This is a genomic window from Amycolatopsis decaplanina DSM 44594, from assembly GCF_000342005.1.
Lineage (GTDB): Bacteria > Actinomycetota > Actinomycetes > Mycobacteriales > Pseudonocardiaceae > Amycolatopsis > Amycolatopsis decaplanina.
Genome location: NZ_AOHO01000038.1, coordinates 94,876 through 107,549, shown reverse-complemented (window position 1 = coordinate 107,549; position 12,674 = coordinate 94,876). Strand labels below are relative to the sequence as shown.

General features: G+C 69.0%; 12 protein-coding genes and 1 pseudogene. 9 read left to right on the top strand and 4 right to left on the bottom strand.

What is annotated here, in order from left to right; genetic code table 11:
- Positions 1-22 precede the first annotated feature (22 nt).
- Together H074_RS08110 and H074_RS08105 are read left to right on the top strand one after the other, a co-directional pair.
- Positions 23-778 (top strand): thioesterase II family protein, encoded by a 756-nt coding sequence (locus H074_RS08110; protein ID WP_039921862.1) that lies wholly within the window; start codon positions 23-25, stop codon positions 776-778.
- Between the two features lie 99 nt (positions 779-877).
- On the top strand, positions 878-1,894 hold the full coding sequence (locus H074_RS08105; RefSeq protein WP_007029546.1) for an alpha/beta fold hydrolase: 1,017 nt from the start codon (positions 878-880) through the stop codon (positions 1,892-1,894).
- Here H074_RS08105 and xylA read toward each other — a convergent pair.
- Positions 1,891-3,060 (bottom strand): xylose isomerase, encoded by a 1,170-nt coding sequence (gene xylA, locus H074_RS08100; protein ID WP_007029545.1) that lies wholly within the window; start codon positions 3,058-3,060, stop codon positions 1,891-1,893. The genes H074_RS08105 and xylA overlap by 4 nt on opposite strands.
- Positions 3,061-3,155: 95 nt before the next feature.
- Here xylA and H074_RS08095 point away from each other — a divergent pair, with 95 nt between their 5' ends.
- The gene (locus tag H074_RS08095) at positions 3,156-4,331 is read left to right on the top strand and encodes an ROK family transcriptional regulator (protein WP_007029544.1); all 1,176 of its coding nucleotides are present in this window, start codon (positions 3,156-3,158) and stop codon (positions 4,329-4,331) included.
- On the opposite strand, the gene H074_RS08090 is transcribed toward H074_RS08095, so the two are convergent.
- The 3 genes from H074_RS08090 to H074_RS08080 all read right to left on the bottom strand — a co-directional run bounded on the left by H074_RS08090 (position 4,288) and on the right by H074_RS08080 (position 6,735).
- Positions 4,288-4,749: a hypothetical protein gene (locus H074_RS08090; protein WP_007029543.1), complete on the bottom strand. Its 462-nt coding sequence runs from the start codon at positions 4,747-4,749 to the stop codon at positions 4,288-4,290. The two genes, H074_RS08095 and H074_RS08090, sit on opposite strands and share 44 nt — an antisense overlap.
- A 535-nt stretch (positions 4,750-5,284) precedes the next feature.
- The gene (locus H074_RS08085) at positions 5,285-6,196 is read right to left on the bottom strand and encodes a lysyl endopeptidase (RefSeq protein ID WP_235096697.1); all 912 of its coding nucleotides are present in this window, start codon (positions 6,194-6,196) and stop codon (positions 5,285-5,287) included.
- Between the two features lie 56 nt (positions 6,197-6,252).
- Complete coding sequence (locus H074_RS08080) at positions 6,253-6,735, bottom strand: Lrp/AsnC family transcriptional regulator (protein WP_007029541.1); 483 nt, start codon at positions 6,733-6,735, stop codon at positions 6,253-6,255.
- Between the two features lie 135 nt (positions 6,736-6,870).
- On the opposite strand from H074_RS08080, the gene pdhA reads away from it, so the two are divergent.
- From pdhA to H074_RS08050, 6 genes and pseudogenes are all read left to right on the top strand, one after another.
- Complete coding sequence (gene pdhA / locus H074_RS08075) at positions 6,871-7,968, top strand: pyruvate dehydrogenase (acetyl-transferring) E1 component subunit alpha (RefSeq protein ID WP_007029540.1); 1,098 nt, start codon at positions 6,871-6,873, stop codon at positions 7,966-7,968.
- Positions 7,968-8,966: an alpha-ketoacid dehydrogenase subunit beta gene (locus tag H074_RS08070; RefSeq protein ID WP_007029539.1), complete on the top strand. Its 999-nt coding sequence runs from the start codon at positions 7,968-7,970 to the stop codon at positions 8,964-8,966. Before pdhA ends, H074_RS08070 begins: the two co-directional genes overlap by 1 nt.
- Positions 8,959-10,152, top strand: coding sequence for a dihydrolipoamide acetyltransferase family protein (locus H074_RS08065; protein WP_007029538.1), 1,194 nt, complete (start codon positions 8,959-8,961; stop codon positions 10,150-10,152). Before H074_RS08070 ends, H074_RS08065 begins: the two co-directional genes overlap by 8 nt.
- Positions 10,153-10,233: 81 nt before the next feature.
- On the top strand, positions 10,234-11,622 hold the full coding sequence (locus H074_RS08060) for an MFS transporter (protein ID WP_083920387.1): 1,389 nt from the start codon (positions 10,234-10,236) through the stop codon (positions 11,620-11,622).
- A pseudogene (locus tag H074_RS08055) lies at positions 11,531-11,806 on the top strand (VOC family protein); the annotation flags it as partial. The gene H074_RS08060 and the pseudogene H074_RS08055, both read left to right, overlap by 92 nt.
- Positions 11,807-11,883: 77 nt before the next feature.
- Positions 11,884-12,666, top strand: a complete 783-nt coding sequence (locus tag H074_RS08050) for a PE-PPE domain-containing protein (protein WP_007029535.1) — start codon at positions 11,884-11,886, stop codon at positions 12,664-12,666.
- The last annotated feature ends 8 nt before the right edge of the window (positions 12,667-12,674 follow it).

Here is a 12,674-nt window from a genome sequence, read left to right as displayed (position 1 = left end):
AATGGCGCGTATCTTTCGGATCATGACGGCCGCACTCGTTTCACTGTCCACATCAGACAGTCGCGGCCCCGGCTACCTGCTGGTTCCGCCCGCCGGCGGTACGCTCCGGGCGTTCGATCCGCTCGCCGGCGCGGCCGATGCGGACGTCCGGGGCGCCGAGTACCCCGGGCACGGGGAACGGCTTGCGGAGTCGCCGGCGTCCTCTCTCGAAGAACTCGGCACGGTCTTGGCCGCCGCGACACCGAAGGCCTGGTTCTCCCGTTCCGTGACGATCGGATTCGGAATGGGGGCCTTCGTCGCCCTGGAGGCGGCTCAACGGCTTGGCGTCGCCCCTGGCGCGCTGATCGTCGTGGACGCGTGCGCCCCGCAGCGGCGCTCACCGGACAAGAACGCCAAGGCGGGAGCGTCGGCGCTGGGGCGGGTGTTCGGCCGCACCGGGCTCACCCCCGTCGCGGGCTACCGTGACTCGCCCGAAAGCTGGGAGTATGCCCTGGACCTGCTCCTCGGCGATCTCCAGTTGCTGAACGCCTACCGTGGGCCTGCCAGGACACGGCTCTCATGCCCGATCGCGGCGATCCGCGGCATCGACGATCCCGCCTCCGCTTCGGGAGACGACGCCACCGGCGGCTGGCGGGTGTGGACGTCCGGTCCGTTCGTGGGCCGCGCCGTCCCCGGCGGCTATCTGGGCGTTCTCGAGTCCGGCCGGGAGACCGAGTTCTGGGCCCGGATCCGCAGGCTGGAAGCGGCCTTCGTGAACGCCGAACCGGAAGTCGCTTAGGCACGTGACTTACACCCGTGACGTCGTCCGACGGTCGCCGCGCCCGGAGCCATCCCCCTAATTTCGTCCCGTACCAAGCGTTTCGCGGGAGGAATCAGGATGCTCAGCAGGAGAAGGTTCGCACAGGCCGTCGTCGCGGCGACAGCGGGAGCCACCGTGGCGGGCTGTTCGGCCCAGCCCGCGGCGGCACCTGTGGTGGCGCCCGCCACGACCGGCGGGAACACCTCGTTCGGCCCGCTCAAGCAGATCGACGCCGGTGAACTGAGCATCGGTTACGCCGAAGCCGGCCCCGCAGACGGTCCGGTGGTGGTCCTCCTGCACGGCTGGCCCTACGACATCCACAGCTACGTCGACGTCACCCCGCGCCTGGTCGCGGCGGGGTATCGGGTGATCGTGCCGTTCCTGCGCGGCTACGGGCCGACGCGGTTCCTGTCGAAGGACACGTTCCGCAACGGGCAGCAGTCCGCGATCGCCGCCGACATCGTCGCGTTGCTGGACGCCCTCAAGATCGAGAAGGCGGTCTTCGGCGGCTTCGACTGGGGCGCCCGCACGGCCGTGATCATCGCCGCGCTGTGGCCCGAGCGGTGCAAAGCGCTCGTGTCGGTGAGCGGCTACCTGGTGACCGACCGGGAGACGAACAAGCAGCCGCTCTCCCCCGCCGCCGAGCTCGGCTGGTGGTACCAATTCTATTTCGCCACCGAGCGCGGCATCCTCGGCTACACGAAGAACCGCCACGACTTCAACAAGCTGATCTGGAAGATCGCGTCGCCGAAGTGGACCTTCGACGACGCGACCTACGACCGCTCGGCGGCGTGCTTCGACAACCCGGACCACGTGGCCATCGTGATCCACAACTACCGGTGGCGGCTGAGCCTCGCCGACGGCGACCCGAAACTCGACGTGCTGGAACAGAAACTCGCTCAGGGACCGGCGGTTTCCGTGCCCACCATCACGATCGGCAGCGACTTCGACGGCCCGAACACCGACGGCAAGGCGTACCGGTCGAAGTTCTCCGGCAAGTACGAGCACCGCGTCCTGAACGGGATCGGCCACAACGTGCCGCAAGAAGCGCCGGAGGCGTTCGCCAAGGCCGTCCTCAACGTCGACCGGTTCTAGCGGGCCCCGGTGAGGTGTTCGAGGGCGAGCTGGGACAGGCGGATGAAGCCGTAACCGCGTTCCGCCGCCTTGTCCGGATCGAAGTCCTCGAACGCCGATCGGTCCGCGAGCAGATCCGCCGCCGTCTCGCCCTCGCCGAGGGTCGGCGTCGCCAGCTCCGGGACGAGGGCGGCGTCCAGCGCGGCCCGCACCTCGGGATCGGCGCGGAACGCGCGGGCACGTTCGGCGAGCAGCAGGTAACTGGCCATATTGGCTTCGGCGCTGGCCCAGACGCCATCCATGTTCTCCGTGCGCAGCGGCTTGTAGTCGAAGTGACGCGGCCCGTCGTAGCCACCGTGCTCAAGCAGATCGACCAGGAAGAACGACGACAGCACGTCGCCGTGGCCGAACACGAGGTCCTGGTCGAACCGCGGGCCGCGCTGGCCGTTGAGGTCGATGTGGAACAGCTTGCCCTGCCACAGGGCCTGTCCGATGCCGTGGACGATGTTGAGCCCGGCCATCTGCTCGTGACCGACCTCGGGGTTCACCCCGACGATCTCGTGGTTGTCCAGCGTGGAGATGAACGCGAGCGCGTGCCCGATGGTCGGCAGCAGGATGTCGCCACGAGGTTCGTTCGGCTTCGGCTCGAGCGCGAGCCGAAGGCCGTAACCCTGGTCGAGGACGTACTGGGCGAGGAAGTCGATGCCCTCGCGGTAGCGGTCCATCGCCGCGCGAACGTCCTTCGCGGCGTCGGTCTCGCTGCCTTCGCGGCCGCCCCAGAGCACGAACGTCGACGCGCCGAGTTCGGCGGCGAGGTCGAAATTCCGCAGCACCTTCCGCAGCGCGTAGCGGCGGACGTCGCGGTCGTTGCTGGTCAGGCCGCCGTCCTTGAAAACGGGGTGGCTGAACAGGTTCGTGGTCACCATCGGCACGACGAGACCGGTCTCGGCGAGCGCGCCTTGGAACCGCTTGAGATGCCGCGCGCGTTCCGCTTCGGCCGAACCGAACGGAACGAGGTCGTCGTCGTGGAAAGTGATCCCCCAGGCGCCGAGATCCGAGAGGCGGTGCACGGCTTCGACCGGGTCGAGCGGAGCCCGGCTCGCCGGGCCGAACATGTCGTTCGCCTGCCAGCCCACGGTCCACAGCCCGAAGCTGAACTTGTCCTCACGCGTCGGTGCCTGAGCCATCTCGCCTCCACCAATTAGTTTGATGCCTGAACTTATCGATGCGAATCCGGCGGGTCAAGGCTTTCGTTCAGGCATCGAACGAATAGAATCGCGCGATGATCGGCACGCGCCCGGCGGGACAGCACACCGTGCGGCAGCACAACGCCGCCCTCGTCCTCGGCGCGATCGCGGACGGCCCGGGCACCTCGCGGGCGGGTCTCGCCGCCACCACCGGACTCACGAAGGCCACCGTGTCGATCGTGGTCGACCGCTTGATCGCGGCGGATCTCGTGGCCGAAGGCGAGCCGGAACAGCGTGTCGGCCCCGGACGGCGCGGCACCGTCGTGTCGCTCTCCTCCACCGGCCCGCACGGACTCGGCATCGAGATCGGCGTCGACTACCTGGCGTCCTGCCTCGTCGATTTGACCGGCACCGTCCGGGCGCAGGAGGTCCGATACGCGGACAACCGGACCCCGCGCGTCTTCCAGCGCGTCTCGAAGTTCCTGCGCGAAGCACGGAAGCAGGCGGACGCGCTCGGAGTCCCCGTCGGCGGTGTCGGTATCGCGGTTCCGGGCCTGGTCGAATCCGGCCTTGTGCGGCTCGCCCCCAACCTGGGCTGGCGCGACGTCGACCTCGCCGACCGGCTCGGCGAGACGTTCACTGTCGCCAACGAAGCGAACTTCGCGGCACTCGCCGAACTCTGGCACGGCTCGGCGCTGCCGGATTTCGTCCACGTGTCCGGCGAGATCGGGATCGGTGCGGGAATCGTGCTGGACCGCGCCCTGTTCGAAGGCGTCCGCGGCGCGGGCGGCGAGATCGGCCACCTGCCGGTGGCGCCCGACGGCCCGCCGTGTTCGTGCGGCGCGAACGGCTGCCTGGAACGGATGGCGGGACAAGAGGAGATCCTGCGGCTCGCGGGCGCGGAGACCGTGGACGATCTGGTCTCCGCGCTGGAGTCCGGCGACGACGCGGCACTTTCCGCGGTGACCACCGCCGCGGGACACCTCGGCATCGGACTGTCCACTGTGGTCAATCTGATGGACGTTCCGGCGGTGGTGCTAGGCGGAACCTACGCGCGACTCGAGCCGTGGCTACGAGAGCCGCTCCTCGCCGAACTGGAACGCCGCGTACCCAGCGCGGCGTGGTCGCCGGTGCGCGTCGTCCGCTCGGCGCTCGGCACGGGAGCCGCCGTACGCGGCGCGGCCGGCTCGGTGATACGCGGCGTCCTCGCGGATCCCGAGCACTATCTCACGACTCACTGGCCATCCGATCAGGACACTCGGGGTCGCTGACCCCGGGCACCAACGGCTCGATCGCCTGCGCCCGGCGCTCGATGTCGGGCCGCTGGGCGCGCCGCGCGTAGTCGATGAGGGCTTCCCTGTCCTCCTGCGGAAGCCACCCCTGCTCGATCCCGGTCTCCAACCGCACGAGGTACTGCACCAGCTCCACCGACTCGGCGCCGAAGTCCCGCATACGGCGCGTCAGCAGTTCCGCCGCGGCGAGGTAGCCGTTGTTCCAGGCGTGGACCGCCAGCAAATGCGCCGTCGCGGCGAGGATGTCGCCGAGGTGGAACCCGCCCTCGGCGGCGAGATGCCCGGCGAGCCGGAAGCTGCGTCTGCCCTCGCCGACCGGCCCCTCCTCACGAATCGCTTCGAGCAGCGCCCCGATCTGCCGCGTCAGGTACTCCTGACCCGCGCCCTTCACCGTCACCGCATTCCTCCACCCGGTCGCCGCGATCGCAGGAAGGTGTCAATGGGAAGTACGTCAGATACATCGAATGCCGAACCGTTATCACCCGAATGGGGTGTTCGGCAGTGCGTTTCGGTCAACACGGCGCCACGGCTCCCGTCTCGCCCGCCGGACACCAACCCGGATGCTCGCGGAGCCACTTCGTCGCGCTGTTTCTCGACGTCGCGCTGTGTCATCCCTCGTCCGGCGTTGACGCAGCCGCCGGTCCGGCACTGGGGGTGTTCGTCCCCGGCTCGTAGCACTGATCCTCGTCCTTGCCGCAGGCCGCCCTGCGCTGGTCTGCCTTCGTCTTGGTGGACACCTTGCCCGTGGCCGGTTCGGACGCGTGCCCGTGACGGCAAGACGTGCCGCGGATTCGACCTCGCGCCGGCGGCCGTCGCGAAGACGAACACGGCGACCGACAACAGGAGCAGGACACGCGCCACGATCCCTCCGCCTCCGCCATCGAACCCGCCTATATTCGGCGGAAGGGCGGAGAGCGTTACAGCACCCCGGGTCAGCCGGTGGTGGCGGTGTTGATCGCCCGTGCGTAGTCGGCGGCCGTACCTTGCGCCGAACACTTCTTGATGTCGTCGTACAGCCACATGAAGCCGCCGGGGATCCCCGCGGACGACTTCCAGGCCCGCATCTTGCTCTCCACCTGCGCGGGCGAGTCCCCAGCGGTGCAGCCGGAACCGTTCTTGCTCCACAGTCCCGGATCCACCGGCATGCCGAGCGACCGCGACCACGTCGCCGGGTCGTTGCCGCTGCCGCCCGCGTACGCCTGCAGGTACACGCGGTCGACAAGGCCGCCGAGCCCGTTCTTCACGCCCTGCCAGTACGAGACCGCCGTGTACGGCGCAAGCGTGAAGTTCCGGTAGCCCATGGCGTTCGCCATTCGCGCGAAAGCGACGGTCGAGTCGACGTCGTAGTGCGCTTCGTCATCGTTGTTGATCGCGTCCGCGCCGGTGGCGTTCTTCAGCGCGAGGAAGTTGCGGTACAGCACGGTCCCGCTGCCGGTGCCGTCGCGTGTGATCAGGTTGTCGATCGCTTCCCAGTCCGGCGTGCCCCAGGCGCCGACCGAGACCTCGATGCGGTCGACGGACGTCGGCGCCTGCTTGAGCGTCCGCAGGCGCGCGGGCCACCCTGCGTCGCCGACGTACTGGCCACCCCTGACCACGAGGTGGTCGTTGTAGTACAGGTCCCCGTTGTCGTGGACGTGGATGCTCCACAGGATGACCGCGGTGAAGCCCGACGAGCGCAGGACGTCCATGACACCCTGCCCGTCCTGATAGAACGGTCCCCCGCCGTAGATCGCGGACCGGCCGGCCGCGGCGGGTGCCGCCTGGGCTTCGGCGGTGCCCGGTTGAATCGTTTGGACGATCGCGACACTCGCCGCGGCGACCATCAGGGCCACCGTCGCACGCACCCAGGTCCACCTGCTCACCACGGACTCGTGAGTGGTGAGGACGGTTCTAACCGTCCTCACCACTCACGAGGGGCGGCGCCCGGCTGCTCCTCGAAGATCAGCCAGGTCCGCGTCGACCGCACGCCGTCCAGTGCCTGCAGCCGTTCCAGGACGACATCCCGTAGCGACGCGTTGTCCGGCGTCCGCACCAGCAGCAGGATGTCGAAGTCGCCGCCGACGAGCGAAACGTGCTCGACGAACGGGATCTCCCGCAACTCGGCCGACATCGTGCGCCACGACGTCTGCTCGACGGTGATCAGGATGTACGCGCTCGTCCCGAGCCCGGCACGCCGAGGGTCGATCCGGGCGCCGAAGCCGGTGATGACGCCTTCGGACATCAGGCGGTCCAGTCTCGCGTAGGCGTTGGTGCGCGAGATGTGCAGTCGTTCCGCCAGTGCGCGGACGGCGAGCCTGCCGTCGACGGTCAGCTCGGCGAGGATCGCGCGGTCGATGTCGTCGAGGGCAAGGACCGTTCGTCCCGGATCCCGGCCGTGAGCCACACCGCTACTGGACGGTTGGCCTCTCTGAACCGATCCTGCGGACAGTTTGTCGCTCATTTCGCTTGCCTCTTGAACACTGGGACTTCGGAAACCACCATCTCAGCATCATATGTCTGTGAAAGGTGGTGCTGCGTCATGCCGCGGGAGACCCCTGCCGCCGCGTTGCTGCCGTCCGGAGTGCCGGTGCGGTTCCTCGCCGAAGACGGCACACGCGTCGACGAGCACGCCGGCTATTCGGAGCCGCCGTCCGAACGGCTCGTCGAGGCCTACCGGCTGATGGTGCTCGGCCGCCGGTTCGACGCGCAGGCGACCGCGCTGACCAAACAGGGCCGTCTCGCGGTGTATCCGTCGAGTGCCGGCCAGGAGGCCTGCCAGGTCGCGAGCGCGCTGGCCCTCACCAACGCCGACTGGCTCTTCCCCACCTATCGCGACTCGGTCGCGCTGGTCGCCCGTGGGCTCGAACCGGGTCAGATCCTGACGCTGCTCCGCGGCGACGCGCATTGCGGCTACGACCCCGTCAAAACCCGTGTCGCTCCCCAGTGCACCCCGCTGGCGACCCAGACCCTCCACGCGGCGGGGCTCGCCCACGCGATGCGACGCCGCGGCGAGGACGCCGTCGCGTTCGCGCTCATCGGGGACGGCGCCACCAGCGAAGGCGACTTCCACGAGGCGCTCAACTTCGCGGCCGTGTTCCAGGCACCGGTGGTGTTCTTCGTGCAGAACAACGGGTTCGCGATCTCGGTGCCGTTCGAGAAGCAGAGCGCCGCCCCCGCGCTGGCCTACAAGGGTGTCGGCTACGGCATCCGCTCCGAACAGGTCGACGGCAACGACGCCGTCGCCGTCCTTTCGGTGCTGGACGACGCCGTCGCGCACGCGCGCTCCGGTCGCGGGCCCGTCCTGGTCGAGGCGCACACCTACCGGATCGACGCACACACCAACGCCGACGACGCCACCCGGTACCGCGACCAGGCCGAGGTCGAGAAGTGGCGCGCGGCCGATCCGATTCGCCGTCTCGAGACCTACTTGACCAACGAGAACCTGTTGTACGACAACGATATCGAGCGATTCCGCGTTGAGGCGGAGACGTTCGCCGCCGGGGTGCGCGACACCCTGAACGCCGACGTGGAGCCGGACCCGTTGTCCCTGTTCGAGCACGTGTACGCCGTTCCGACCCGTCAGCTGGCCGCTCAGCGGGCGCTGGTCGCGGCCGAGCTGGAAGCCGTGGAGGGCTGATGACTGAGATCTCGATGGCCCAGGCACTCAACATCGCTTTGCGCGACGCCGTGAAGGACGACGATCGCGTGCTGATCTTCGGTGAGGACGTCGGCCCGCTCGGTGGCGTGTTCCGGGTGACCGACGGCATCACCGCCGACTTCGGCGAGGAACGCTGTTTCGACACACCGCTGGCCGAATCCGGCATCGTCGGCTTCGCGGTCGGGATGGCGATGGGCGGGTTCCGTCCGGTGGTCGAGATGCAGTTCGACGCCTTCGCCTACCCCGCCTTCGAGCAGATCACCTCGCACGTGGCGAAACTGCGGAACCGCACCCGCGGCGCCTTGTCATTGCCGATGGTCATCCGGATCCCCTACGCGGGCGGGATCGGCGGCGTCGAGCACCACTGCGATTCGAGCGAGGCCTACTACACCCACACGCCCGGCCTGCGTGTCGTCACGCCCGGCACTCCCCAGGACGCCTACGACCTCCTGCGCGACGCGATCGACTCACCGGATCCGGTGATCTTCCTCGAACCCAAATGCCGCTACTGGTCGAAGGAACCCGTGTCCTTCACCCGGGACGGCGCGGCCATGGACCGCGCGATCGTGCGCCGTGAGGGCAAAGACGTCACGCTGATCGCGTACGGCCCGATGGTCGCCACCGCGCTGGAGACCGCGGAGGCCGCGACCGCCGAAGGCTGGGACGTCGAGGTGGTCGATCTGAGGTCGCTGAGCCCGTTCGACGACGAGACCGTCACCGCTTCGGTGCGCCGCACCGGGCGCGCGGTCGTCGTCCACGAGGCCGCCGGGTTCGGCGGCTACGGTGCCGAGGTGGTCGCCCGGGTCACCGAGCAGTGCTTCCACCAGCTCCACGCGCCCGTTCTGCGGGTCACGGGGCTCGACATCCCCTATCCGCCACCGAAACTGGAGCGCCATCAGCTTCCGGACGTCGACCGGATCCTGGACACCGTCGCCCGGCTGCAGTGGAACGACGAACCGGTGGTGGCCGGTGCCTGATTTCCTGCTCCCGGACCTCGGCGAGGGACTGACCGAAGGCACCATCGTCACCTGGCTCGTCGCGGAAGGCGACACCGTCGGCGTCGACCAGCCCGTCGTCGAGATCGAGACCGCGAAGGCAGCGGTCGAGGTGCCGGTGCCGTTCGCCGGCGTCGTCACCCGCCTCCATGGCGAACCCGGTCAGTCGCTGCCGGTCGGCGCTCCCCTGCTCACCATCGGCCCCGGGTTCGCCGAACCCGGCGTGACGACCGCGAGCGAAGGCAGCGGCAACGTCCTCATCGGCTACGGCACGACCACCACGGCCAGGCGCCGCCGGACGCGCACCGTCGTCGCCACTCCCGGGAAGCCGCCGAAAGCGCCGGGCGTGATCTCGCCGTTCGTCCGCAAGATGGCCGTCGACAACAAGATCGACCTGACGAAGCTGATCGGCAGCGGTCCGGGCGGCATCATCCGGCGCGCCGACGTCGAAGCGGCGCTCACCGTCCCCGAGCAAAAGGACGGCGAAACGCGGATACCGCTGACCGGGGTCCGCAAGGCGGTCGCGGACAAGCTGACGACCTCGCGGCGTCAGATCCCCGAGGCGACGGTCTGGGTCGACGTCGACGCGACCGAACTCGTCGCCGCGCGGAAGTCCCTCAACGCCTCGTCGCCGGATCGCCCGGTGAGTCTTCTCGGCCTCGTCGCCCGGTTCGCCGTCGCGGGTCTGCGGAAGTACCCCGAGCTGAACTCGCGCGTCGAAGGCGACGAGATCGTCCAGCTGCGGGACATCAACCTCGGTTTCGCCGCGCAAACCGACCGGGGTCTCGTCGTACCGGTGGTCCGTGACGCGGGTTCGCTGTCCACAAGGGAGCTTTCGGCGGCGATCGGAGACCGGACCGCGCAGGCCAGGGAAGGAAAGCTCGGCCCGGCCGGCCTCACCGGCGGGACCTTCACGGTGAACAACTACGGAGTGTTCGGGGTGGACGGTTCCGCCGCGATCATCAATCACCCGGAAGCGGCGATTCTCGGCATCGGCCGGATCATCGACCGTGCCTGGGTGGTCGACGGCGCGCTGGTGGCGAGGAAGATCTGCGAGCTGACGCTGGCGTTCGACCACCGGGTGTGCGACGGCGGGACCGCCGGCGGCTTCCTGCGGTTCGTCGCCGACTGCGTCGAGTCGCCGGTCACCGCGCTCGGGGATCTCTGAGCGGGTCGTACAACTCGCGGTTGTGACCCGCCAACGACCCGTTGTTCGACTTCGGCGCCCCGGCTTGCTTTGATCTCGCGGGTGGGTGGGAGATCGCTGGGGCGACGGTTCGGCTGGTTGTGGGCGGCATACGCGGCGAGCGCGTTCGGAACCAGGTTCGCGTTCGACGCGTTCAGCCTGATCGCCATCGTCGTGCTCGGCGCGGGCACCACCGAGGTCTCGCTGCTGGCCGCCGCCGGTCTCGTCGTGGGCGCCGTGGTCGCGCTGCCGCTCGGGCCCTGGGTCGAATTCCGCCGCAAACGACCGGTGATGATCGCGATGGACCTGGTCCGGTGCGTAGCGCTGCTGACCGTCCCGGTGGCGTACGCGCTCGGGCTGCTCGGTTTCGGTCAGCTTCTCGCCGTGTCCGTCGTCGTCGCCGCGGCCGACATCACGTTCCTGGCCGCCAGTGGGGCGTTCCTGAAAACCCTGCTGCCGCCCGAGGATCTGCTGGTCGCGAACGCCCGGTTCGAATCGACGACCTGGACGGCGACCGTGCTCGGCCCCCCGCTCGGCGGTTTCGCCGTCGGCCTGTTCGGGCCGGTGATCACGATCGCCGCCGACGCGGTCAGCTATCTGCTCTCGGCGATCGGCATCCGTGCGGCCGGCGGTTCGGAACCGCCACCCGCGAGGCCGGAAGGCTTTCGGTTGACCGGCCGCGACCTGCGCGAGGGGTGGCGGTTCATCCTCACCCATCCGTTGCTGCGGCCCCTGTTCGTCAACACGCTCGTGGTCAACGGCCTGATCATGGCGACCGCGCCGCTGGTCGCCGTCCTGATGCTCGGGCAACTCGGCTTCGCGCCGTGGGAGTACGCGGTCGCCTTCGCCGTGCCCTGTCTCGGCGGGTTGATCGGGGCGAGAATCTCCCGGACCGTGGTCGCCCGGTACGGCCGGGACAAGGTCCTCTTCGTCGCAGGTCGGCTGCGGATCTGCTGGCCCGTCGGGCTGGTCTTCATCCAGCCAGGTGTGCCCGGGTTGATCCTGGTCATCGTCGTCGAGCTCTGCCTGATCACCTGCATCGGCGTGTTCAACCCCGTGCTCGCCACCAGCAGGCTCGAACAGGTGCCCCTCGACCGCGCGGCGCGCACGCTGTCGGCCTGGTCGATCGCCGGCAAGCTCACCACCGCCGCACTGACCGCGTTGTGGGGCCTGCTCGCCGCGTTCACCGGCCCGCGTGTCGCGGTCGGCATCGCCGGGACGCTCATGCTCGCGACGCCGCTCCTGCTCCCCCGAAACCGTCGGACCCCTGTGCCAGTATCCGCGCATGTCGATCAAGAGAGTGGTCACCGACCTCGAAACCCAGACGCTGGAGCAGGCGAAAGCCTTCTACGTACAGGTTCTCGGCTTCGAGGTGGTGATGGATCACGGCTGGATCGTGACCCTGGCCGATCCGCGGCGGCCGGAGGTCCAGCTGAGCCTCATGACCCATGACGAGACGGCGCCCGTCGTGCCGGTCGCCTCGATCGAGGTCGACGACGTCGACGCGCGGTACACGGCGGCCAAGGCGGCCGGTGCCGAGATCGTGCACGAACTGACCGACGAGCCGTGGGGCGTCCGGCGGTTCTTCGTCCGCGATCCCAGCGGGCACGTGGTCAACGTGCTCTCCCATCGCTGACGCCCGACGGGGTTTCATCAGAATTTCATGACGCGTCCCTAGCGTTCGAACACGCACCGTAGTCGAACGAAAGGACGATGCATGTGAAGAAACTCAGGGGGGTTCTGGCGGCGGCCGCGCTGGCCGCCGGACTGATCGGCGCCGTCGTGCCGTCGGCCCAGGCCGCGACGGCCGACGAGGCGCGTTATTACCTCCTCATCGGCGGCACCTGCGACGGGGCCGCCACGGTCTACAACGACGCCTGGTTGCGGGGCGGCGTCAAGAAGGTGGTCCACTACCCGGCGGGCGCCCTCGGCGCCCCCGACTGCGACCAGACGCCGATGGACCAGAGCGTCGCGCGCGGGCACGAAGAAGCCCGTCGTGTCGTCCAGAGCTCCTTCGACGAGAACCCCGGGGCGGAATTCACCGTCGTCGGCTACTCGCAGGGCGCACTGGTCGCGAACCTGGTGCTGAACGACATCGCCGACGGGAAACTGGCCGTGGACAAGTCGCGGTTCAGGGCGAAGATCTTCGCCGACCCGATGCAGCCCGTCGGCAGGCCAGGACGCGGGATCAGCGCGGTTCTCCCGGCGGGGACCGGGGCGCCGTCGCCGTTCGGCGGCTACGTGTCGTTCGGGCCCGGCCGCACCGACTTCGGTGGTATCCCGTTCATCCGCTACTGCATCGAAACCGACGGTGTCTGCCACTTCGACACCATCGAAGCGCCTGGCGGGTATTTCGCCCAGCACCTTTGCTACCAGTGGGCCCGTCCCACCGATCACCGTTCGATCATGGAGGACACGATCGCGGACGGCGTGTTCACCAACGGATCGCACGCATTGCCGCGGCAGAACTGCCGTCCGCCGTGGCCTTCGGCGTGACCGGCTGA

Coding starts and splice junctions, on each gene's coding strand:
- H074_RS08105 (WP_007029546.1), top strand. CDS start 878: ATGCTCAGCAGGAGAAGGTTCGCACAGGCCGTCGTCGCGGCGACAGCG.
- pdhA (WP_007029540.1), top strand. CDS start 6,871: ATGCCGCGGGAGACCCCTGCCGCCGCGTTGCTGCCGTCCGGAGTGCCG.
- H074_RS08110 (WP_039921862.1), top strand. CDS start 23: ATGACGGCCGCACTCGTTTCACTGTCCACATCAGACAGTCGCGGCCCC.
- H074_RS08095 (WP_007029544.1), top strand. CDS start 3,156: ATGATCGGCACGCGCCCGGCGGGACAGCACACCGTGCGGCAGCACAAC.
- H074_RS08050 (WP_007029535.1), top strand. CDS start 11,884: ATGCATGTGAAGAAACTCAGGGGGGTTCTGGCGGCGGCCGCGCTGGCC.
- xylA (WP_007029545.1), bottom strand. CDS start 3,060: ATGGCTCAGGCACCGACGCGTGAGGACAAGTTCAGCTTCGGGCTGTGG.
- H074_RS08070 (WP_007029539.1), top strand. CDS start 7,968: ATGACTGAGATCTCGATGGCCCAGGCACTCAACATCGCTTTGCGCGAC.